At 46.2% G+C, this 22,473-nt stretch carries 19 protein-coding genes; 13 read left to right on the top strand and 6 right to left on the bottom strand.

Annotation, left to right across the window (positions count from 1 at the left end; translation table 11 throughout):
* Positions 1-115 precede the first annotated feature (115 nt).
* The 4 genes from AC4PM4_RS21450 to AC4PM4_RS21435 all read left to right on the top strand — a co-directional run bounded on the left by AC4PM4_RS21450 (position 116) and on the right by AC4PM4_RS21435 (position 3,007).
* Positions 116-529, top strand: a complete 414-nt coding sequence (locus tag AC4PM4_RS21450) for a hypothetical protein (protein WP_090810777.1) — start codon at positions 116-118, stop codon at positions 527-529.
* Positions 530-651: 122 nt separating this feature from the next.
* Entirely contained in the window at positions 652-999 is a 348-nt protein-coding gene (gene ytxJ, locus AC4PM4_RS21445) for a bacillithiol system redox-active protein YtxJ (protein ID WP_064636572.1), read from the top strand.
* Positions 1,000-1,091: 92 nt separating this feature from the next.
* Positions 1,092-2,105: a catabolite control protein A gene (ccpA, locus tag AC4PM4_RS21440; RefSeq protein WP_024631149.1), complete on the top strand. Its 1,014-nt coding sequence runs from the start codon at positions 1,092-1,094 to the stop codon at positions 2,103-2,105.
* 206 nt (positions 2,106-2,311) lie between these two features.
* Positions 2,312-3,007: a 5'-methylthioadenosine/adenosylhomocysteine nucleosidase gene (locus AC4PM4_RS21435; protein WP_099858263.1), complete on the top strand. Its 696-nt coding sequence runs from the start codon at positions 2,312-2,314 to the stop codon at positions 3,005-3,007.
* Between the two features lie 149 nt (positions 3,008-3,156).
* On the opposite strand, the gene AC4PM4_RS21430 is transcribed toward AC4PM4_RS21435, so the two are convergent.
* Positions 3,157-3,789, bottom strand: a complete 633-nt coding sequence (locus tag AC4PM4_RS21430) for a GNAT family N-acetyltransferase (RefSeq protein ID WP_072735364.1) — start codon at positions 3,787-3,789, stop codon at positions 3,157-3,159.
* A 271-nt stretch (positions 3,790-4,060) separates the two neighbouring features.
* Between AC4PM4_RS21430 and acsA the strand changes: the two genes are divergently transcribed.
* Positions 4,061-5,785, top strand: a complete 1,725-nt coding sequence (gene acsA / locus AC4PM4_RS21425) for an acetate--CoA ligase (protein ID WP_491614516.1) — start codon at positions 4,061-4,063, stop codon at positions 5,783-5,785.
* A gap of 169 nt (positions 5,786-5,954) precedes the next feature.
* On the opposite strand, the gene AC4PM4_RS21420 is transcribed toward acsA, so the two are convergent.
* Entirely contained in the window at positions 5,955-9,077 is a 3,123-nt protein-coding gene (locus AC4PM4_RS21420) for a transglycosylase domain-containing protein (RefSeq protein ID WP_072735363.1), read from the bottom strand.
* 358 nt (positions 9,078-9,435) lie between these two features.
* The gene (gene rpsD / locus AC4PM4_RS21415) at positions 9,436-10,035 is read right to left on the bottom strand and encodes a 30S ribosomal protein S4 (RefSeq protein ID WP_063565580.1); all 600 of its coding nucleotides are present in this window, start codon (positions 10,033-10,035) and stop codon (positions 9,436-9,438) included.
* Positions 10,036-10,498: 463 nt separating this feature from the next.
* Between rpsD and AC4PM4_RS21410 the strand changes: the two genes are divergently transcribed.
* The 5 genes from AC4PM4_RS21410 (at position 10,499) to AC4PM4_RS21390 (ending at position 15,565) form a co-directional block, all read left to right on the top strand.
* Positions 10,499-12,478, top strand: a complete 1,980-nt coding sequence (locus AC4PM4_RS21410) for a sensor domain-containing diguanylate cyclase (RefSeq protein WP_491614515.1) — start codon at positions 10,499-10,501, stop codon at positions 12,476-12,478.
* A 132-nt stretch (positions 12,479-12,610) separates the two neighbouring features.
* Entirely contained in the window at positions 12,611-13,477 is an 867-nt protein-coding gene (locus tag AC4PM4_RS21405) for a hypothetical protein (protein WP_063565582.1), read from the top strand.
* Positions 13,478-13,587: 110 nt separating this feature from the next.
* A complete protein-coding gene (locus tag AC4PM4_RS21400; RefSeq protein ID WP_072735360.1) occupies positions 13,588-14,703 on the top strand; it encodes an aminopeptidase in 1,116 nt (371 codons plus the stop codon).
* A gap of 96 nt (positions 14,704-14,799) precedes the next feature.
* Positions 14,800-15,045, top strand: coding sequence for an HPr family phosphocarrier protein (locus AC4PM4_RS21395; protein ID WP_024631140.1), 246 nt, complete (start codon positions 14,800-14,802; stop codon positions 15,043-15,045).
* Positions 15,046-15,271: 226 nt separating this feature from the next.
* Positions 15,272-15,565 carry an Fpa/YlaN family protein gene (locus tag AC4PM4_RS21390; protein WP_024631139.1) on the top strand — a complete coding sequence of 98 codons (294 nt, stop codon included), beginning with the start codon at positions 15,272-15,274 and terminating at the stop codon, positions 15,563-15,565.
* Positions 15,566-15,756: 191 nt separating this feature from the next.
* On the opposite strand, the gene cax is transcribed toward AC4PM4_RS21390, so the two are convergent.
* A complete protein-coding gene (gene cax, locus AC4PM4_RS21385) occupies positions 15,757-16,827 on the bottom strand; it encodes a calcium/proton exchanger (RefSeq protein ID WP_063565584.1) in 1,071 nt (356 codons plus the stop codon).
* 183 nt (positions 16,828-17,010) lie between these two features.
* Here cax and AC4PM4_RS21380 point away from each other — a divergent pair, with 183 nt between their 5' ends.
* Positions 17,011-17,373: an Asp23/Gls24 family envelope stress response protein gene (locus tag AC4PM4_RS21380; RefSeq protein ID WP_024631137.1), complete on the top strand. Its 363-nt coding sequence runs from the start codon at positions 17,011-17,013 to the stop codon at positions 17,371-17,373.
* Between the two features lie 158 nt (positions 17,374-17,531).
* Here the strand turns inward: AC4PM4_RS21380 and ftsW are convergent, their stop codons facing one another.
* Together ftsW and AC4PM4_RS21370 are read right to left on the bottom strand one after the other, a co-directional pair.
* Positions 17,532-18,818, bottom strand: coding sequence for a putative lipid II flippase FtsW (gene ftsW, locus AC4PM4_RS21375; RefSeq protein WP_090951629.1), 1,287 nt, complete (start codon positions 18,816-18,818; stop codon positions 17,532-17,534).
* 13 nt (positions 18,819-18,831) lie between these two features.
* Positions 18,832-19,179, bottom strand: coding sequence for a YugN family protein (locus tag AC4PM4_RS21370; protein ID WP_063565586.1), 348 nt, complete (start codon positions 19,177-19,179; stop codon positions 18,832-18,834).
* Between the two features lie 212 nt (positions 19,180-19,391).
* Between AC4PM4_RS21370 and AC4PM4_RS21365 the strand changes: the two genes are divergently transcribed.
* Both AC4PM4_RS21365 and AC4PM4_RS21360 read left to right on the top strand, forming a co-directional pair.
* The gene (locus AC4PM4_RS21365; RefSeq protein ID WP_063565587.1) at positions 19,392-20,561 is read left to right on the top strand and encodes a M20 family metallopeptidase; all 1,170 of its coding nucleotides are present in this window, start codon (positions 19,392-19,394) and stop codon (positions 20,559-20,561) included.
* A gap of 199 nt (positions 20,562-20,760) precedes the next feature.
* Complete coding sequence (locus tag AC4PM4_RS21360) at positions 20,761-22,437, top strand: DNA repair helicase XPB (protein WP_090951626.1); 1,677 nt, start codon at positions 20,761-20,763, stop codon at positions 22,435-22,437.
* The last annotated feature ends 36 nt before the right edge of the window (positions 22,438-22,473 follow it).

Genomic DNA, 22,473 nt, shown 5'->3' with positions numbered 1-22,473 from the left:
GCAACCTCTGGTTTATAGCAGGATTTGAGCGGAAATAGGTCGAATGGTATCTGTATAAGAGTATAGAACGAATGAGGTGATGACTGTGCGTAAGACGTGCAGATGCGGACATGTAATGGAACTGGAATTAAGAACGGTGGTATATGCCAAAAAGGTGGAGATTCGTAACGTACCTGTATTTGCTTGTACAGACTGTGTTTCCTATGAAGTGCTTCAGCCGGTCAAGCCGGATTTGAAAGAGTGCATCAGTACACTCGGTGAACAGCCAGCGAAACAGGATGTATCGTTTGGAGAGCGAAATGAACTTGCGGATCTTTTCCATGAACAACTGCTGGCTTGGCCAGACGCTTCGGATCGTGAGATGGAGCATCGGATGCAACGTGCTGTGGAGGAGAGAATTAACCTGCTGCTGGATATTATGGGTTACGCCCAAAAGTCTAATGATGAAGAATGGATCGAGACAACACAGCGCAGATTAGGTCAATTATCCGGTTTTGTATGGCAGGCGCACTTCTCGAATGCTGTCTAATTTTGACGTGCAAAATGCTTGTTTTCATGAAAATTGGCTTTTTCGCCCGCTTTTTGTTAAGATATCGTAGAGTGAAAACGCTCAACATAGCGGTAATCCTGGTAAAGGGGGATGTATATCAAATGGCTGACATGACTAAAATGACAAGTATTGAACAGCTAAACTCCGCAGTGGAGGCTACCGAGGATCAACCCTTGCTTCTGTTTAAGCACAGTACTCGCTGCCCGATCAGCGCGAACGCCTATCAGGAGATGAACGATTATTTGCAAAATAGTCCAAGTGAACAAGTGAAATACGGTATCATTTATGTAGTGGAAGATCGCCCTGTGTCCAATGAAGCAGCGGACAAGCTGGGTGTTAAGCACGAATCTCCGCAGGCGATTCTAGTCAAAAAGGGAATTCCTGTATGGCATACTTCCCACTCGAATATTACTTCAACCACAATCACGAAAGCACTGCGTGAGTCCTAAAGCCTATTTTAATTGATTAATGCATAAATTTGTCGTAATATAAATCTTAATGAAAATGGTATGAAAATTTACTGGTAATGGAGAGAAGTACTGTGACGGTAACCATTTATGATGTGGCACGTGAGGCCGGTGTCTCTATGGCAACGGTATCACGGGTTGTTAATAATAACCCTAATGTTAAGCCACAGACACGCAAAAAAGTATATGAAGCCATCGATCGGTTGGGATATCGTCCGAATGCGGTAGCCAGAGGCTTGGCGAGCAAGAAGACAACCACGGTCGGGGTCGTTATTCCGGACATTTCGAACTCAACCTTTGCAGAGATTGCCCGCGGGATTGAAGATATTGCGAATATGTATCACTACAACATTATTTTGTGTAACGCGGATAAGAAGAAAGAAAAAGAAATTCGTGTAATTAACACGTTGCTTGAGAAACAAGTGGACGGTCTGCTCTTCATGGGTGGAACTGTGACGGACGAGCATATTCAGGCGTTTCAATCAGCGGCTGTGCCGATTGTTCTCTGTGCAACAAGTGACGAGAAGGGCACGTACCCTTCTGTAGATATTGACCATGAAGCAGCGGCATTTGATGCTGTAAATACGTTGATCCGTCATGGACACAAGGAAATCGCAATGATCAGTGGTACACTGCAAGATCCTGCCAACGGTTATGCTCGTTTCCAAGGGTACAAGAAAGCGCTTGAAGCAGCAGGTATGGAATATCAGGAGGATCTCGTACGTATTGGTAACTATCGTTATGAGTCCGGTGTAGAAGCGATGAAGTATTTCCTCGGATTGAAGAAAAAACCATCGGCAATCTTCGCTGCAACAGATGAGATGGCAATTGGTGCTATTCATAGCATTCAGGATGAAGGTCTGAAAGTACCGGATGACTTCTCCATCATCAGTGTGGATAACATTCGTATGGCTTCCATGGTCCGTCCTCAGTTGACTACTGTAGCTCAACCGATGTATGACCTGGGCGCTGTAGCGATGCGTTTGCTGACCAAGCTGATGAAGAAGGAAAATGTGGAGAACCCACGGGTTATTTTGCCGCATGAAACGATTCTTCGTCTGTCTGTAAGCCATGCAGACGTAGTTTAAATACAGGCTTTGATGGTTCATCGTCATTTCTGATTGAAATGGAAATGATTTAAGAAAGGGAGAAGGCATTCTCTCTACATAGTGGAATGACGGAAGCTCCGGAAACGGAGCTTTTGTGCTGAATGGAGTTCTGAACGTAACGAAAAAACACTTGGAGGGAAACGAGTCCAGGTTAACATGCAGAATGCTATATAGGAGGTCATAACATGCGTGAAACGATCGGTATCATTGGTGCAATGGATGAGGAAGTAGAACTTCTCTTGGCTGGTATGAAGCAACTAGAGACTGTAAAACAAACTGGTATTACCTATGTTGCAGGTGAATGGCTGGGTAAACAGATTGTGGTCTGCAAATCAGGCGTGGGTAAAGTGAATGCGGCTGTGACGACACAGATTTTGATTGATCGTTTTCAGGTTAATCGTATTATTTTCACAGGTGTTGCGGGTGCAGTTAATCCAGAGTTGAATATTGGAGATATGGTCATCTCTTCCGAATGTGTACAGCATGATATGGATGTGACCCCACTTGGATTTGAGCGCGGGGTTATTCCTTACCAGGAGACGTCCGCCTTCCCAGCGGAAGCATCACTTATCGCATTAGCTGAAGAAGCCTGCAAAGCGCAGGGAGCGAACTATCTGATCGGCAAAGTGCTGTCAGGGGATCAATTCATTGCAAACAAGGATACGGTGAAAATGCTGTATACCGAAATGAATGGGGCATGTGCGGAGATGGAGGGAGCTGCCGTAGCGCAAGTAAGCTTCATGAACCGTGTTCCGTTCGTTATACTTCGCGCAATGTCTGACAAAGCAGATGGATCAGCACATGTGAACTTTGCCGAGTTTACTGTGGAGTCTTCCCAGCGCTCTCACCGTATTGTGGAACATATGCTGGAACATATGTAACCCCATAAGGTATACGCATGTCGAGCATGGTATAGGCTTAAAAACAACAAAAACCGCTTCCTCCTTTCAGATCATCCATGATGAACCTGTTCGCGAAGAGGCGGTTTTTCTATGTATACGCATTCGGAATTTTTCATGCGCATTCGTGATTAATACATAAAACGATGGCGGAATCGAACGCGGTCGAACTGTTCTTCCGATTCCAGGGGTACTTGGCTGCCAATTCGGACCATGAGGCAGTTTGCCGGATGTGAACAAATCTCGGGATCATCGGTGGCGTACCAGGTCATGTCTACGGTTTGCATCAATTTTTCCATCATCTTGCGGTAATCCCATACGGAAAGGGCGCTGCCCTTCAAATCCCAATGCCAGTAATATTCCGTTGTGAATATGATATATTTCTCCATCTGTCCATTTTCAAACGCGGTGAGCAGCATTTCGCGCCCAATCCCGAGAGAGCGATAGGAATCCGCAACCTCAATGGCGCCCAGCTCAATTAGATCGGTCATATTGCCCTCCGACCAACGCTCGCAATCATCTGCATAATGGAAAGTTACATAACCGACAATGGTCTCATTTTCCCGCGCTATTATGATTCGACCTTCGGGCAATGCGGCAATTTCGGCCAATGCCTCCTGTTGTTCCGATGGGCGCCGGAAGGCATCCAGATCGGAATGAAATTCAAGCTGCGTAATCGTCTCGGCCTGAACTGGTCCCTCAATGATGATTCGGTGGCCGGACTTGAAGATGGAACGCATATGATGCTCCTTAATATGCTCCATAGTTCATGCTCCTCTCTCCCCCTACTTATAGCAAAAAACCAAAAATTTGAAAAGCCATAGACGATGATTGAAAAGATTTGCTATAATTGCGTAGACAAAAAATGTTCACAAATCAACTGCAGTTTGGGTTCATCGGTTTGGCCTGGCAAGTACATGATGAGAAGTTCTCTCTACTAATGTAAGCGCTAACTGGAAGTTCAGTCAACACAAAGGCAATCAGAAGTGACCCATATTGGGAATCGAAATGTCGAGTTGAAGGAGGCTGGCAAGCATGAGTCAAGCACATGGTGAGATGCTGCAAACGGTTGTGTCTGAATCTAATCTGGGCGATTACACGGAGGCCCGAAGCCGGTTTGATTGGGAATCGGTCGAAAGGCACTTTACGTGGCACGCCAGCGGGAAAGTCAACATGGCGCATGAAGCGATTGATCGTCATGTGCTGGAAGGAAGAGGCGGGAGAACGGCGCTATTATACAGTGATGCTACGCGTGAAGAGGCATACACGTTTGCTGACTTGAGTGAGCAATCGAATCGCTTCGGTAACGTTCTCCGCAAATATGGTATTGCTAAGAGTGATCGGGTATTTATTTTTATGCCTCGCAGTCCTGAGCTCTATTTCAGCCTGTTGGGCATATTGAAGGTTGGGGCTGTTGCAGGTCCTCTATTTGAGGCCTTTATGGAAACTGCGGTGAAGGACCGACTGGAGGATAGCGGAGCTGTAGCCCTGGTGACAACCCCTCAATTGCTGGGGCGAATCAAACGTTCCGAATTGCCTGAACTGAAGCATATTTTTGTTGTGGGTGGCGGTCCGCAGACGGAAGAAGGACTCATCGACTTTGATGCAGAGATGTCCGCAGCTTCGGATGATATGGAAGTGGAGTGGCTGACTCGCGAAGACGGTCTGCTGATTCACTATACTTCCGGATCTACAGGCAAACCGAAAGGTGTATATCATGTGCAGAATGCGATGATTCAGCATTATTACACCGGCAAGGTTGTACTCGATTTGCGCGAGGATGACGTATACTGGTGCACAGCCGATCCGGGTTGGGTAACAGGTACCTCCTATGGAATTTTTGCACCATGGTTGAATGGTGTGACCAACGTTATTCGTGGGGGACGTTTCAGTCCGAAAGACTGGTACAGCACCATTGAGAAAAACAAAGTCAGCGTATGGTACAGTGCACCGACGGCTTTCCGCATGTTGATGGGAGCGGGCGAAGAGACCATTGCCCAGCATGATTTGAGCAGTCTCCGTCACGTCATGTCTGTGGGTGAGCCACTTAATCCCGAAGTTGTCCGTTGGGGCTGGAAAGCCTATGGACAGCGAATTCATGATACCTGGTGGATGACGGAGACGGGTGGACAATTAATCTGTAACTACCCGGGCATGCCAATCAAACCAGGTTCCATGGGTCGTCCATTACCGGGAATTGAAGCAGCCATTATTGACGATCGAGGACAGGAACTGCCGCCATATAGTATGGGGAACCTGGCTATTCGTACTTCCTGGCCGTCCATGATGGCGAAGATCTGGAATAACCCGGCCAAATATGAGGAGTACTTCCGACTTTCTGGCTGGTATGTATCCGGTGATTCCGCTTATATGGACGAAGATGGCTACTTTTGGTTCCAGGGCCGGATTGATGATGTCATTAACTCTTCAGGAGAACGTATTGGCCCCTTTGAGGTGGAGAGCAAGCTCGTAGAGCACCCTGCGGTAGCAGAGGCAGGCGTTATCGGTAAACCGGATGTAACTCGCGGAGAGATCATTAAGGCCTTTGTGGCACTTCGTGAGGGGTATGAGCCGACACCGGAGCTGAAGGAAGAGATCTATCGATTTGTAAAAGAGGGCTTGTCTGCTCACGCCGCTCCGCGTGAGATTGAGTTCAAGGATAAACTGCCCAAGACCCGCTCCGGCAAGATTATGCGCCGTGTGTTGAAAGCTTGGGAGTTGGATCTGCCCACAGGCGATCTATCGACCATTGAAGACTAAAGCATAAACCAGCGGATACAACGTGTCTGCCTGTCCCATGATTCCAATACAAAGCCTGATCCGTGTCTCATTGCGGATCAGGCTTTTACTTTTGGATATCAATGAATAACAAAACCCCATCCTCATGATGCGAGAATGGGGTTGAGAGAGGAGTTATGATAACTCTGTATTACGGTTGGAAATGCACAGCTCCGGACGGCTCGGATTCGCCTATGCTGTTGCTGGCGGATACCTTGAACCATCCACTGGTGGATGCAGGTACTCCGTAGTCCATGGAGGTCCCTGAAGTTGTACCAATTTTGGTGTAAGGGGCTGACCCTGTCTCACTAAAATATACAGCATAACTTTGAACACCATCTGATTCCGGATTGGAGGCCCACTGAATGCGCAGTCCTTGGGAGAGCGCCGACACGCTCACTTGGCCCGGTGTAGCCGGAGCCGTAGTTGCGGCGTTCTCATTCTGAGAGTCTTCCGGTGTAACGACTGTTCCCGGAACATTAATCGGTTCATTTATTTCTTCATCTGCAGGAGGCTCCACCGTTCCCGCACTGCTAACTGCTGCGCTAGGAGCAGACTCACGACCAGCTACATCCACTGCTGTCACGTAGAACGCAAAGTTTCCACCTTGTGCATATGCAGTAAATGATCTGGACTCACCTGTCAGGACAACCTGCCCCTGATTCTGGAATCCGGCGCCATTTACTGAGCGATACAGGCGATAGCCAACCACATCACTTTCCGGTGTTGCGTTAAATGTAATCACGGCGTTCCCGTTGGCAACGGAAATTCTCACATTGCCTGGTGCATCTGGTGCTTTGCCGTTATCTGTTCTTGGATCGATCTGTGTCGGCATGTCTGCATCGGCATCTTCCGGCAGGTAATATGCAAGTGATTCGTGACGACTCATGCGTGAGAATGCACTTTGCAGTTCCTTGATGAGATCAGAGATCGGTTTCTTGCGCTTGACGACGGTTTTCTCTTTCGTCATATCTCCAGGTGTTTCATCACGCGGAATGTAGTTGACACCATTGTAAGTGATATATTTGGCTTTGGCGACGCCATCATCGCTGTCCTTCGGCACAAATTTGCTATTGAAAATATCAGTGACAAATCTGTCAGTCAGAGATGTTGGCAATTTGCCGCTATAAGCCGATACAGTTCGTGTCTCGATCCCGGATGGTTTCTTGAATGAATCGGTAACGAACATCTCTTTGTCTGTAGCGATGACTTGATTCATGATTTGCGTCCACAGCTGCTGTGCACGTTTCTTCTGTGATTTGGTCTCGAGCGTGTTTATCGGCTGTTTGTATCCAACCCATACACCCAATGTGACATCCGGCGTATAGCCTTCAAACCAGACATCCGCATAGTTTTGGGTTGAACCCGTTTTGCCTACGATAGGCACACTCTTGGAGTACTTGTAATTTTCACGAACTTTATCGGCTGTACCTTCTGTAATAACGGTACGTAGCATATCTGTCATCAGGTATGCCGTCTGTTCTGAGAAAGCTTGAACAGGCTCTGCATCGTGTTTATATACGATATTCCCTTTTGAGTCTACAATTTTGCTAATCATATAGGAATCATTGTACACACCATTGTTAGCAATGGCTCCATAGGCATTGGTAAGCTCTTCAACGGTAACACCGTACTGAAGTCCTCCAAGAACACCGGTCTGAGCTTGGTAATCTGCCGGCTGGATGGTGGTAATCCCCAGCTTCTTGGCAAAAGCCCATGATTTGTCGATACCAACTTCTTCGTTGAATAGCTTAAGCGCAGGCACATTTAGCGAGTAGTTGAGTGCTCTACGGGCAGTCACAAGTCCCTGGTAGCGATTGTTGGCATTTTTCGGAATATGGAATCCGGTCTGGCCGTCTTTCAGAATTATCGGTGAATCGTCAATAATGGAAGCCGGTTGAACAAGCCCTTCATCCAGTGCAGGCAGATAAGCGGCAATAGGTTTCATAGTTGAACCTGGCTGACGCACCATCTGAGTTGCATAGTTCATCTGCTCATCCTGGAAATTACGGCCTTCAATCATGCCGAGAATGGCTCCTGTTTTGTGATTGATCAACATGGCAGCAGTCTGTTCTTTTCCCTTCACGGGATCGTCAGCAGCGAAATTACTGTCATCTTCGGCAATGGTACGCATTGTTTTGTAGATACTTTTGTTGATCGTCGTGTAGATACGATATCCGCCTGTACGCAATTGCTGCTGAGCTTCTTCCAGCAGAGCACTGCTTTCTTTTTGCGGTGTATCGGTATCCGTATCCTTGGCTGTATCCGCATTGGCATCCGTGCCTTCAGCCTTATCCGAATTCAGTTGCTTCATTAAAATCTGTGCAGCTTGTCGCTCTGTTTCCATCATAAGGTATGGATAAGTATTGTAAGCTTTGATGGTTTTGGGTGCGAGTGAACTCTTGATGTCAAAAGCAAGAGCTTCGTCATACTCGGACTGATTAATTTTGCCCAGTTCCAGCATACGGCGCAAGACCAGATGCTGACGATTGATTGCACGCTCAAAATTGTCCTCAACAAAGTCGCCTTTTCCATTAAAGGCAGAGTAAGAGGAGGGGAGCTGAGGCAATCCGGCAAGATAAGCAGCCTGAGCTGTGTTTATTTTGCTCAAATCATTAATATTGAACAGTCCTTTGGCAGCTGCCTTGACTCCATATACATTATATCCACTGGAGCCGTTACCAAAAGGAACCTTGTTCAGATACGCTGTCATAATTTCGTCTTTGGTCAGGAAACGTTCGAGTCGGAGCGAAAGTAATATTTCTTTCACTTTCCGGTCTTCGGTACGATCCAGATTGAGGAATACACGCCGGGCCAATTGTTGAGTCAGTGTGCTACCGCCTGTTTGAACAGATTCTTTCAGCACTTTCTGTTTCACGGCACGGAGCGTTCCGCTCATGTCTACACCTTTATGTTCGTAAAAATGATTGTCTTCAATCGAAATGACTGCATCAATAACGTTCTGTGGGATCTGGTCAAAGGTGACCGGACGCCTGTCTTCTTCTGTTCGTAATTGACCGATCGGGCTGCCGTCGGCAAAGTAAGCAAAGCCTGTGATGGAGTTTTCGCTGACTTTTTGTTCAATCAGCGCCCGTGAACGGACGGGTTCGTCTTTCACAATGGAACTGACGTATCCCATTAGAGCACCGCCTACAAATAGTACCCCCATGAATCCAAGGACAACCATCCATTTGACGAAACTACCCAGTCTGCGGGCAAAACTGCGCTTGCGGGCAGGCTGTTCCTCGGGCTTTTTCTTATTAACATCAACCATTCAGTGTCTTCCTCCTTTTAACAGCACTTATTATAGCATAAAAAGGCTGGTTTGCATGCCTGAGAAATACAAGCAATGGTCGAAAATTGCCATTCTTTCTTGGATTATGATATATATCATGCGGAATTGAATTACATATCATGAGAAGTCATGGAGAATTTCAATAAAACGTGGAAGTATTGAGCGTCCGAGTGTGGATGAAAATAGACGACTATGTATAGGAAAGAGGCCATATCCTTGTATTAGGTGCAGGTACGACCTCTTTTTTTTGCTCTTTGTTTCTCTCGAAATAAAAAAAACAGCTGCCGAGAAAATCTCGGACAGCTGTTTGGTGTGAAGCTTAATGAAATTCCAACGATTAACGGTTGTAGAACTCGACGATTTGTTTTTCGTCGATGTCTTGGGACAATTCCGAACGCTCAGGCAAACGGATAAATTTACCTTCCAGAGCAGTATCGTTGAATTCTACGTATGCCGGAAGATGCGAACGGTTTTCCAAAGCTTCCTTAACGGAAGAAAGACCGCGGCTTCTTTCACGCAGGCTGATAACGTCGCCAGTGCTTACTTGGTAAGAAGCGATGTCAACTTTTTTGCCGTTTACAGTTACGTGACCGTGGGATACCAACTGACGCGAACCAGCGCGGGAGTTAGCGAATCCAAGGCGGTATACGAGGTTATCAAGGCGGCTCTCAAGCAAGAACATGAAGTTTTCACCTGCGATACCTTGCATTTTTTGCGCTTTAGCAAAGAGAGTGCGGAATTGCTTCTCGCCCAAACCGTACATGTGACGCAATTTTTGTTTTTCTTGCAATTGCATACCGTAGTTGCTGATTTTTCTCCGTTGGTTAGCTCCGTGCTGACCTGGAGGGAAAGGACGTTTCAATTCTTTGCCTGTTCCGCTCAGGGAAATGCCGAGGCGACGGCTCAATTTAAATTTAGGACCAGTGTAACGTGCCATGTTTAAAGTAGCTCCTTTTTAGTTAAAGTTCATATAGGGCTCTGTTTGCGCTCCAATTTGTTGATGCGGGCTAAGCCACGCATAGAACGATCAGGAAAGTTCAGCCGCTGTCCTGAAAGCAACAAAAAGAATGAGGGTGACACAACCGGTAATGCCCAAATTTAAAGACCCATTAGTAGTCTTCATCAACAATTTATTTTACAGTTTACTAGAACCAAAGTCAAGCCTGTGATAAAAGCAAAAAAACGTCTAAATTTGTCGATAGGTCCTTAGGCCCAAAATAATGGGACAATTTTCTGAAATATGGATGCAAAAATGCTTTAAAGAGAGTAAAATAGATTGTATCTTAACTTTAAATGATCTTGTACATTAAGGTTATCGCATAGAATTTGCAGGTTTGCGATAACGTCTGCAGATTAATGCATCCGAGTGGATGCAAAAACGGTGCAAAGGAGCGCCTGACATGTTAGAACATCTAAGAAGTAAACCAGCCAGCTTGAATTCGCGAAGTTCGGGCGATTCCGCATCTTCTGCCGCTCCTCACGAAGCGCATGTATTCTGGATGCAAAAAATGGACATCACACCTTTTGATTTTTCATATTTGGGAAGCCTGCTGCAACAAGCATACACCGACTGGCATATCCAACGGCGGCCGCACTCCGACAGATCATCGATAATATACAACGTATGGAATACAGAAGGGATCTGTATGGGGCAAGGAAATGAAGGGGCTCCATTGCTCGATGTACATTCGACTGTGATGCAATGCCTTGAAACGGGACAGGCCCAGTCGTTACGTGGAACCACTGAAAGTGGAGAGTACCATCTAATGGCTGAACCTCTTTTCTCCAGAACAAATAAGGATATGTTTGCTGTCTTCACTGCTGTAACCTACGAGCAAAATCGAGATGACACGTCTGAAGCCGTTGTTCGATCGGAGGCATTGCATTATCGTACCTGCTTTTACCGAAGATTTGAATACATATTTATGACGGATCTATTACATGCTCATGAACAAACGGCTCGTGAAGAGCACCGAAGGTCAATTCTGTTCCAAATCGTTCAACGGATGCATGACAAAATGGATGTGGATGCCATATTGGATGAAGTCTTTGACAGCATTGACTACTTATATCCAACGACTCGTATGACATTGTATATGTCGCAGGATCAGAGCAGCCTCAACCCACGTATCAAACCGTTGCTTGTTCATGAACGTGGAGAAGACATCTGTGTACAATCGTTTATGGAAGGCAAGCTCATTGTTGTTCGATCGGATGAAGGTGAACATCGCATACTGGAGGTTGGTCTTCCTCTAAAAGGTAAACAAGGGATCTATGGTGTATTTCATATTGAGATGAATGAGGAGTTAATGGAAGATTCCGATCTCCAACTCATTACGATGATGGCGGATACAGCAGGAACTGCCTTTGAAAATGCCAAACTGCACGAGCAATCGAATATGTTGATCCAGGAACTTCGTCTAATCAACGATCTGACACAACGTTTGAACAAAAGCCTGCAGCTCATGGAGATCTATCAATTCTCTGAACAGGAGTTGAAGGACATTTTTCAGGCTGAATCATGTTGTATTCTTCAACTGAATGACAGTACGGATCACTTCGAAGTGATGTCATCCAATGTGAGTGAGTTAGGTCGCAAATCGTTTCCAATGGATTATGGAATTGCTGGTTTGCTGTATCAAACCGAAGAACCGCTCATCCTATCCAATTATGCGAAATACGATAGAGTGTCATCGGTCTTCATGGATCTTACCGGCTCAATGTCATTGATTGCTTCACCCGTTCGGGTGAATGGTGAAGTGAAGGCTGCCATTTTGCTGGGACATCCCAAAAAGCAGTATTTTTCGTACGACAATTACCGCCTGCTGCAGATGTTGTCCATTCATATTGGACTTGCTCTCTCCAATGCAACGCTTCACGCCGAGGTACGACGTTTGGCTAACCTGGATATGCTGACAGGACTGTATGTGAGGCATTACCTGGATAGTGTGATCCATGAACGTCAGGCTCATGAATTCTGTGGTTCACTGGTTGTTGTGGATATTGACCAGTTTAAGCAGGTGAATGACACGTTTGGGCACCAAACAGGTGATCAGGTATTGAAACAGGTAAGCGACATTGTAACAAGTTCCGTCCGGCCTGAGGACATCTGCGCCAGATGGGGCGGGGAAGAGCTGGCCATCTATATGCCTCAGATTGGTGCTCGTCAGGCACTGGAATATGCGGAAATCATTCGCACCAGGGTTGCTGAAGAAACAAGGCCTTCCGTGACCGTATCCAGCGGTATTGCCGAATGGAACTGGATGGATGAGAAGGTTAGTGTGGAATCGTTATTTTACCGGGCTGATATGGCATTGTACGATGCGAAGCATGGTGGTCGAAATCGGATCGTCATGGAAGAACAGGAAGTTACACGTTAAGAGAGGACTATTCCGATTGCGGAGTCGTCCTCTCTTTATTTTTTTGAAGAGGCGATGCCAAAGGAAGGAAGTATAAGCAAATAAGGGAGGGGCAGGCTATGGAGAAAGTTTGATGGAAAGGTGGAATAGAACATGTTGAACCGTCGGTATTTACGTGGGCTATTGTTGATTCTCAGCATTGTTGTGTTGTGTGCTCCTGGTTGTGGATTGTTAGAGCGAGATCGAACTCCTGAGGAGTTATTTTCACTTGCTTTATCCGGAATAGCAGGTAAAGAAAAGCTGAGTTTTGATGGGGAAGCAGGATTACGACGCGAAAGCAACGGGCTGTTCGAAAATCAGTTTAAATTTGAGGGCAAGCTGGAGGATCATGACCGCTTGACCTTGCAAACGAGGCTGCCTGGAGCCGTGACTGCTGCCGGAGCGGGAGTAAAAGGGGTAAATGCCGCCGCTGTTAACAATAATGGGCAACCGAGTGGATTCAGTGCATCTTTTGAACGCAAACAAGGACAGTGGATGGCTTTAACTGCCCAACATGAGCCCCTGCGCGGATCGCTGTCCCGTTTTAATCCCATCGCTCAAATGGAAAGTATCGATCGGTTGAACAAAACGATAAAGTCCGAGTACGGTTCAGGTCGTCGAACGAAAATACTGCGAATTGAACTCGCACCAAAAGACGCCAAAACGTGGGCACTCGCGCAGCTTAACGACGAGATGAATGCGATTCGGGCAGAGTATATGCACAAGGCAACTGCGGTTAAGGGAGGCAGTCAGGAGAAGCTTGAGAAGGATTTGAACAAAGTGTGGGAACAAGGGGAAACATCGATGCAAGAGATGATGAAGCAGGCCGAGGTACAGACGGTGTATCATCTAACCGTAGATCGGAAAACTAGCTTGCCCTTGCGACTTTCTTCGGAAAGCCAGGTGAGCTATAAGGACATGAACAGCAAAAGGAATAAAGAAGCTCTTGTCACAGATGTAAACTTCAGGGCTTATGAATAGATAAGTTGCGGGGCTGCCTGCTGACGAGATCGTTGTAGCGTGCTACAATAGTATCGTAATTTACCGTTGTTCAATTCAAGGAATGGCGGATGACAGGAGGAGTTTACACGATGAAGGATCCAAGAATTCAGAAGCTCGCAGCCAATCTGGTGGGCTACTCTGTAGATGTACAGCCCGGCGAGAATGTGCTGGTTGAGATGATCGGCACGGAACGTGATCTGATTAATGCAATTATTGAAGAAGTAGGCAAAAAAGGCGGTAACGTCTTTGTACAGCTGACTGACAAAACAGTACAGCGTGCCATGTTCAAAAATGCGACAGAAGAAATGATGAAAACCTGGGCAGAGATCGATCTGAACCGGATGAAACAAATGGATTGTTACATTGGTATCCGTGCAGGGGAGAATGTGAACGATTTGTCCGATGTGCCGGAAGAGAAAATGAAAATGTACAATTCACTTTATTCCCATCCGGTACATAGCGAGCAACGGGTAAAACATACAAAATGGGTTGTGCTTCGTTACCCGAATGCAAGTATGGCACAGCTGGCGAATACAAGCACAGAAGCGTTTGAAGATTTCTACTTCGACGTATGTAACCTGGATTACGCTAAAATGGACAAAGCACAGGATTCATTGGCTAATCTGATGAAACGCACGGACAAAGTGCGTATCACTGGACCGGGAACAGACCTGAGCTTTTCCATTAAAGATATCGGTGCAGAGAAATGTTCTGGCCAAAAAAATATTCCGGATGGCGAAGTGTACAGTGCCCCTGTACGTAATTCAGTGAACGGAACGATTAGTTATAACGCGCCAACGCTGTATAACGGCATTACTTTTGAAAATATTAAATTCACCTTCAAAGACGGTAAAATCGTTGAAGCAACAAGCAACGATACAGACCGCATCAATGAAATTCTGAATTCAGATGACGGCGCTCGTCATATCGGAGAATTCGCAATTGGATTTAATCCACATATCCTGCACCCAATGAAGGACATTCTGTTTGATGAAAAAATTGCAGGCAGCTTGCACTTTACGCCAGGCCAGGCATATGAAGAAACAGATAACGGAAACCGTTCCTCCATTCACTGGGATCTGGTGTTGATCCAGCGTCCAGACTACGGTGGTGGCGAAATTTATTTTGATGATGTATTGATCCGTAAAGACGGGATTTTCGTTATTCCTGAGCTGGAATGCCTCAATCCGGATCGTCTGAAATAGGAACAGTATTTTGCTGTTGCTAGGAAAGCGGATTCACGGTATCATGTAGTGGTAATTAATAGATGATACCAAAAGTGAAAAGACGGAGGGATTCCTATGTCGAGTAATAACGCAGCGGTAGTGGAAATTGCTCAAACAGCGAGCAAGTTTACTTCTTCAATCGTGCTTCATTCAGAGAACAAGTATATCGATGTGAAAAGTATTCTCGGACTGTTTACAACGCTGATCAGCACGCACAGCTATGAACTGCACGTTCATGGCCCGGATGCAGCTGAAGCCAAAGCAGCTATGTCAGAAGTATTTGCCAAACATGGACTGAATGTAAGTATCGCATCCGAGTAATGGCACTAAGAAGCATCTCTGCCTATTATGGCAGAGGTGCTTTTTTTTGCATGAGATAATTCAGGTGTACGGCAAGACCTCCGTAAAATAGGGGGATTAGGCAGGAATAAAGCTCTCCATAATCTATGGTTATTTTGGTCAGGTTCTTGTATTAGCTCCTGATTTCGTCTAATATTAGAGGTAGAACGTCTTTACGCGATTTTTGGAACATAGGGGGGAAAAATGCATGACTTCATCTGATCTGCAGGACCAGTTGCACTTGAAAGCGATCAGTCTTCTTCAAGAAGATGCAGATAAAATACAGAAGCTTATTGAAGTACAGATGGAGAATCTGGCTACCCGCTACTGCCCTCTCTATGAGGAAGTATTGGATACACAGATGTATGGGTTCTCCAAGGAAGTCGATTTTGCTGTTCGTGCAGGGCTTCTTCCAGAAGGTGCTGGTAAGCAGCTGGTAAGCGCGCTTGAGCGGAATCTGGCGATTCTATATGAAGCTTTGAACAAGAAGAATGAGCAATAGCCTGCAATAGCGTGGGTCAGAATAGAAGGCATGCAGGTGTTTGCATGCTTTTTTTGTGCGCCTGAATTGAAACAGCTCGTCTGATGTGGTTTAGGCGAGGGAGAAAAGAAAAAACAGCCTGGAAATGCGATTTCCAGGCTGCCTTTTACGCGCTAATTTTTTGTCTATTATTTAGGATGATGGGAGTACTGTTATACCAGGAAGAACGATACACCCAAAATAACATACACAACCATTAGGAGCAGACCTTCGTACCAGTTCGTTGAACCGTCCTGGGTGATGGACTTGGCGATAAATACGGCTACGCCAATGGCGACCAGCTCAATCGTTGTAAACACAATGTCCATCGTTCTGCCTGTGAAGTAGCTGACAAAAACGAGCACAGGAGCTACAAAGAGTGCGATTTGTAAACTGCTGCCGACTGCGATCTCAACGGCGGCACCGATTTTGTTTTTCATGGCAAGCATAATGGCTGCACTATGTTCCGCGGCGTTACCGATAATGGCAACGAGGAACGCACCGACGAACAGTTCGCTGAGTCCAAATTGTTCAGTAAACACCTCAAGGGTGCCAACGAGCCATTCACTGACGAAGGCAACCATGACGGTTGCAAGAACAAGATAGAGAATTGATTTTTTCTTAGACCACTCGGGTGCATGTTCATGCGGCAACTCTTCATCTTCATCCACAGTGACATCTGCGAGATAGTTCTTGTGCGTAACCATGGAGAACACCAACCACGCTATGTAGGCAAGGATCAGCAAACCTGCGACAATGAGACTGAGTGTGTTCGTATCCTTCTGTGTGATGGAATGGGTATTCAGGAAGACGGCTGGAATAAACAGGGCAATGATGGCTACAATCATCAGGGAGCCGTTTAGACCGGCAAGGGATACGTTATAATTCTGAATTTTGAACTTGAGTCCTCCGGCAAAGATACTTAGACCAAGCACCAGCAGCAGGTTACCGATAATGGAGCCTGTCAAACTGGCCTTAACCATGTCGAACAATCCTTCTTTGACGAGGAAAATGGCGATAATCAATTCGGCGGCATTGCCGAATGTAGCATTCAAAAATCCGCCTAACCGCTGTCCGGCATAGTGGGCTACATTTTCGGTGGCTTTGCCTAAAAAACCGGCCACAAAAATAACCGAAATGGCTGAAATGACGAATTGCAGAATCGAATCCCATTTCAAGTAGTGGGCGACGGCGCTGAGTGCAAAGGTGGCAATCAGCAAAATGGATGAAATTCGGTTTCTCACAACAAACACCTCGGTAACATATTATTTTGTTTTAAACGATATGACTAAATACTTATGAGATTATTTTCATATTTCAATATAACCAAATCATGGTAGGTTGTAAACGCATCTTTTTGAGTTTAATTTGCTTTTTGGGGTCGAAAGGATTTAAAATACGAGTAACGAAGTGAAGGAGGATGTGGCATGGCAGAACAACTTCAACTAGAGGGCGGAAACATCCGGATTGCCGATGACGTAGTGGCGAAAATTGCCGGAATGGCTGCGATGGAGACACCCGGAATTGCCGCAATGTCTGGAGGATTGTCAGAGGGCTGGGCCAAGCGCCTGAGCGGTAAAAACGTACAGAAAGGCGTGGGCGTGGAGGTCGGCCAGCTGGAAGCAGCCATTGATCTGCGCATCATCGTCCTGTACGAGACACCGATTCATGAAGTTTCCCGCATGCTCCAGCAGAATGTAAGAGAAGCGGTAGAGACCATGACCGGGTTACGTGTTGTTGAAGTCAATGTAAAGGTAGAAGGCGTATCTTTCAGAGGCGACGATCTGTAAACTTGAGCAATCCGTGATGGAAGAACAACGGTATATTGACCTGGTTCTTCATCTAGATAAACAACACCAAAAAGACTTCGCATCGAATTCGATGCGAAGTCTTTTTCTGTTTTCAATACATTTTGTTCCAAAACCATTCGTATGACGTTTCCTTCCCATTACCGAATTCGGCGAATGGATTCACGTGAACGAAGTGCGGGAGAAGTACGTGATGTCTGAACCGTCACCGACTTCGTTTTCTCTTCCTTGATGACGTCCAAATTATTGGTACGTGAGATGCTGAGCAGGATACCCATAGCCACCATCATCACAAAGAGTGAGGTACCGCCATAACTGATGAACGGAAGGGTAACCCCTGTCACAGGAATGGTCTGGGTCACGCCCCCAATGTTGATAAAGGCCTGGATCGCAATCAATCCCATAATACCAATACCGACCAGTGTCCCAAATGGATCGGGACAGCGAAGGGAGACGATAATGCCTCGCCAGATGAAGTAGAGGTAGACCAACAGAAATAGGGCAGTTCCAACAAAGCCGAGCTCTTCTCCAATTACGGAGAAAATAAAGTCGTTATAGGCATTTGGCAAATAATGCAGCTTCATCGTACCTTGTCCGATCCCGGAGCCGGTTATGCCTCCATCGCCGATGGCGACAAGGGAGCGATAGAGGTTAAGACTTCCACCTGTCGTATCGGATAATGGATTCAAAAATGCCTGAATCCGGCCGATTTTATAGTTCTGCGATGCTTCCGTAGTTGTGGTGCTATCCGTAGTATCTGAAGAAGACATGGAAGAAAACAATGCGTTTGCTCCAATCGCCAATGCTGCTCCCAGCACAACCAATAAAATGGAAGCCATAATGTGTTTCATGCTGGCGCCACCTGCATAGATGACCAGACCGCAAGTAGCCACAAGAATGAAGCACGTACCAAAGTCCGGTTGCAGCATAATCAGTCCTGCAATGAACCCGACAATGACCAGCACGGGAATATATCCTGTCCTAAGATCCCTGAACCGTTCCCCTTTTTTGGTAATCAGTGCAGCGAGGTACAGAATAATAGCGATTTTGGCAAACTCGGCGGGCTGAATACTAAAGCCAAAAATGTGAATCCAGCTTCGTGCGCCGTTCAGCACCTTACCTGTAACCAATACTATCAGGAGCAATACCGTGGTGAACAGGAAAAATGGTGCATAAAGTTTTTTGTATTTGTTAAATCGGATATTCATGGCGAAAAACATGCCCACTAAACCGATAACCGCCCACATAAGTTGTTTTTTCGTGAAGAACAGGGCATCATTGTTAAAATTTTTGTTTGCAATTGCAATGCTGGAACTGGAGCTGAACACCATCACCAGTCCGAAGCCCACCAACAATAAAGTGAGGATTAGCAGTTGGAAATCCGGCGTGCCTCTCTTCGTTTTCGTTTGGGCCGTTTGTTGTTTCATGGTTCGGCCCAGCCTATGCTTCCAGCAGTTCTTTAAGCTGCTGTAGTTTTTGGGCCGCCAGCTTCACGACTGGCTGCGGTATGGTAGAGTCATAATCCAGACCATGCGGAAAGGTTGCTTTTCCAAGATAAACAGCTTCAACTGCGAGAACCGTATCCGGTTTTTCGAGTTTGCCATCTATCGCACGGGTATTAATACGTACAAAGTATTCCGATTTGGTTTGTTCATCTTCAATTTTGTAGTCATATGTAGCACGATAATATTCCCATTGCCACCGGACAAATCCGACTTTCTCGGCGCTCTCATCCAGGTATGCCAAGTCGCTCTTCAAGCCATCCAAGCCTGTATTCTCAAAAATCATAAGCGTCTGATCCTCCTCATAAGCTTCCGAGAGTATAAATCTCGTTCTTTTCTCTAGTTTATGATAGTATGTTTCCCCTTCCCGTGCAAGCTTTCAAGCGTTCATTCGTATCGGTTTTCTTCCAATTCTGCTACAATATACAGCAATAGGTTTCAAGAGGAAGGTTCGGGCTTGATGAAAGTCCCGTATAGAGAGCGAAAGGATGGAGAGACATGACAAATAATATATGGTGGAATGACCTGCAAATCCACATGGTAGAATGGCGTCGTCATCTTCATCGGAATCCTGAGGTTTCCTTTCATGAGGAGAAGACATCCTCTTTTGTAGCGGGTATGCTGGAGAGCTTTGGTGTTGAAGTGAGACGACACGTTGGTGGACACGGGGTTATAGGTACCCTTCGTGGGGACAAGCCAGGGCCTGTCGTAATGCTTCGTGCAGATATGGATGCACTTCCGATTCAGGACGAGAAGGACGTTGAATATGCATCACAACAAGCAGGAGCTATGCATGCCTGTGGTCATGATGGTCACATATCCATTTTGCTAGGCACGGCACTGTATTTCAGTCGCCATAAACATGAGATCAAGGGTGAAATTCGCTTTTTGTTCCAACCTGCAGAAGAGTTGCTACCAGGTGGTGCGCTCAAAGTAATAGCAGACGGCGGACTGGAAGGGGTAGATGTCATCTATGGAATTCATCTGTGGACCCCGCTTCCTGTAGGCGTGGCAGCGAGTACTCCGGGGCCGATGATGGCAGCGGCAGATGACTTTTATATTGAGATCAAAGGAAAAGGTGGACATGGCGGCATGCCGCAATCCACGGTGGACAGCCTCGTGGCTGGTTCAGCCCTTGTGATGCAATTGCAGACGGTTGTCAGTCGCTCGGTGGATCCCTTGCGTCCCGCAGTATTGACAATTGGTACAATGCAGGCGGGCTCAGCGCAGAATATCATCGCCGAGTTATGTAAAATGACGGGTACAGTGAGAACCTTTGATGAAGAGACGCGCAGTATCATGAAGGAACGTGTGCATACGATCGTGGCTCAGACCGGAGAGATCTACGGTGCCGAGACGAAGTTGAACTATATTATGGGATATCCTCCTGTCGTGAATGATGAGCAGGAAACGGCACGTTTCTTCAAGGAAGCGGTAGATGTATTTGGTGCAGAACATGTACAGAAGTCACCGATGTTGATGCCAGCTGAAGATTTCGCTTATTACTTACAGCAGATTCCTGGCTGCTTTATGTTTGTTGGAGCAGGTAACCCGGAGAAGAATGCCATCTATCCGCATCATCATCCCAAGTTCGACTTTGATGAGGATGCCATGCAAAATGCTGTGAAACTATTTATAGCAATGGCTAAAGGATATACAGCCGAATGATTTGAGTATAGTTGGGCATCCTATTCATACCAAGGTATGAGCAGGGTGCTTTTTTTGTTAGGTCTTTATAAAGCTTAAATTAAGGTCGAACTGTTGTATTATACAGGTTCAATTTCGGAAGAAACCGGAACTGGACTTTTTGTGATGCCTGTTATTCGGAAAAATATATAACTCATTTTCTAATTAGGGAGGAAGCGGAATGGAGAAAACGGACGCCTGCATTGTCCAGCGTGATTTTACAGTATTGCTTGAAGTGGGTCATCCTGGATTTGATCAGGCCAGAGCTCAACTAGGGATGTATGCCGAACTGGTGAAGACACCTGCGGCTTTTCATACATATCGCATCACTGCATTATCACTGTGGAATGCCGCTGCACTCGGCTGGAGTGCTGATCAAGTGATAGAAAGTCTGGAATCAGTGTCTCGTTGGAATGTTCCTGCCGCCCTGATTCAAGATATCCAAAGAATTATCCATCAATATGGGAAGTTGCAATTGAAGCCACAGGCAAATCACGGGAGAATGCGTCTCGTGAGTGAAGATGAACGATTGCTGGATGAATTAAGCAGTATGAAGACCATCTCGGCTTTTCGGATGGAACGTGTCGATCCCCATGAGCTCATACTTGGCGTTGAGCAACGCGGATTGCTGAAGCGTGAACTAACTCGTTTGGGTTATCCGGTGCTGGATTATGCGGGATATCGAGAAGGAACAAGTCTGCCGTTTGAATGGCAAGCGAATACTCAAAGTGACAGTTCAGAAGGATTCAGGTTACGCCCTTACCAGCGAGATGCAGTAGATGCATTTGAAGGAAGCGAAGGCATGGGAGGCAGTGGCCTGCTTGTTCTTCCCTGCGGTGCAGGCAAAACAGTTATTGGGATGGCCGTGTTGGAACGTCTGCAATGTGAATGTCTTATTTTGACCTCGAACACCACATCCGTTCGGCAATGGATTCAGGAATTACAGGATAAAACAACGATAACGAATGAACAGATTGGTGAGTATTCCGGTCAGAAAAAACAGGTGAAACCTGTGACCGTGGCAACTTATCAGATTCTTACACATAGAAAATCGAAAGATGCTGATTTTACTCATATCAAATTGCTAAGTGAACGCCAGTGGGGACTCATCATTTATGATGAGGTCCATCTGCTTCCAGCACCTGTATTTCGAGCAACAGCAGATATTCAGGCTACAAGAAGACTGGGATTGACAGCAACATTGGTGCGTGAGGATGGCTGTGAACAGGATGTATTTTCGCTAATTGGTCCGAAACTATATGACATGCCGTGGAAAGAATTAGAGCAGCAAGGGTGGATTGCGAATGTACAGTGCCAGGAAATACGCATTCCGTTTACTCCTGAACTACGATCAAACTATTTGGAAGCAGAGGTGAAGCATCAATTTCGCCTTGCAGCCGAAAATCCGGCCAAATTAGCTGTGATCAGACGGATATTGGACCATCATGAGGGAATGCCAGCGCTTGTCATCGGACAGTATCTGGATCAGCTCGAGAGCATTGCCCGGGAAATTGAAGCGCCGCTCATATCGGGTACGATGTCCCAGCAAGAGCGAGTGAAATGGTTTGCAGCGTTCCGGCGTGGTGAGATCAAAACGATTGTCGTATCCAAGGTTGCCAATTTTGCCGTAGACCTGCCGGATGCTGCTGTTGCACTTGAAATATCCGGCAGTTTCGGTTCAAGGCAGGAAGAAGCCCAGCGATTGGGTCGGATTCTAAGGCCGAAGTCCGGAGAAAATAAAGCTTATTTCTATGCCCTTGTATCGGAGGACAGTAAGGAACAGGAGTTTGCATTACGCCGTCAGATGTTTCTGGTCGAACAAGGATATGAGTACAAAATCGTTCATGAATTGCAATGAAAATGCTGTTTACATCTCTACTTAAAAATAAGAGAA

The sequence above is a fragment of the Paenibacillus sp. MDV22-iso6 genome, assembly GCF_058408365.1.
The sequence above is the reverse complement of the archived record's forward strand: the minus strand, read 5'-3'. Positions and strand labels throughout refer to the sequence as shown.

Bases quoted from the DNA above. Each gene is read 5' to 3' on its own strand.
- AC4PM4_RS21450 (WP_090810777.1), top strand. From the start codon at position 116: ATGGAACTGGAATTAAGAACGGTGGTATATGCCAAAAAGGTGGAGATT.
- ytxJ (WP_064636572.1), top strand. From the start codon at position 652: ATGGCTGACATGACTAAAATGACAAGTATTGAACAGCTAAACTCCGCA.
- AC4PM4_RS21435 (WP_099858263.1), top strand. From the start codon at position 2,312: ATGCGTGAAACGATCGGTATCATTGGTGCAATGGATGAGGAAGTAGAA.
- AC4PM4_RS21430 (WP_072735364.1), bottom strand. From the start codon at position 3,789: ATGGAGCATATTAAGGAGCATCATATGCGTTCCATCTTCAAGTCCGGC.
- acsA (WP_491614516.1), top strand. From the start codon at position 4,061: ATGAGTCAAGCACATGGTGAGATGCTGCAAACGGTTGTGTCTGAATCT.
- AC4PM4_RS21420 (WP_072735363.1), bottom strand. From the start codon at position 9,077: ATGGTTGATGTTAATAAGAAAAAGCCCGAGGAACAGCCTGCCCGCAAG.
- rpsD (WP_063565580.1), bottom strand. From the start codon at position 10,035: ATGGCACGTTACACTGGTCCTAAATTTAAATTGAGCCGTCGCCTCGGC.
- AC4PM4_RS21410 (WP_491614515.1), top strand. From the start codon at position 10,499: ATGTTAGAACATCTAAGAAGTAAACCAGCCAGCTTGAATTCGCGAAGT.
- AC4PM4_RS21405 (WP_063565582.1), top strand. From the start codon at position 12,611: ATGTTGAACCGTCGGTATTTACGTGGGCTATTGTTGATTCTCAGCATT.
- AC4PM4_RS21400 (WP_072735360.1), top strand. From the start codon at position 13,588: ATGAAGGATCCAAGAATTCAGAAGCTCGCAGCCAATCTGGTGGGCTAC.
- AC4PM4_RS21395 (WP_024631140.1), top strand. From the start codon at position 14,800: ATGTCGAGTAATAACGCAGCGGTAGTGGAAATTGCTCAAACAGCGAGC.
- AC4PM4_RS21390 (WP_024631139.1), top strand. From the start codon at position 15,272: ATGACTTCATCTGATCTGCAGGACCAGTTGCACTTGAAAGCGATCAGT.
- AC4PM4_RS21380 (WP_024631137.1), top strand. From the start codon at position 17,011: ATGGCAGAACAACTTCAACTAGAGGGCGGAAACATCCGGATTGCCGAT.
- ftsW (WP_090951629.1), bottom strand. From the start codon at position 18,818: ATGAAACAACAAACGGCCCAAACGAAAACGAAGAGAGGCACGCCGGAT.
- AC4PM4_RS21370 (WP_063565586.1), bottom strand. From the start codon at position 19,179: ATGATTTTTGAGAATACAGGCTTGGATGGCTTGAAGAGCGACTTGGCA.
- AC4PM4_RS21365 (WP_063565587.1), top strand. From the start codon at position 19,392: ATGACAAATAATATATGGTGGAATGACCTGCAAATCCACATGGTAGAA.
- AC4PM4_RS21360 (WP_090951626.1), top strand. From the start codon at position 20,761: ATGGAGAAAACGGACGCCTGCATTGTCCAGCGTGATTTTACAGTATTG.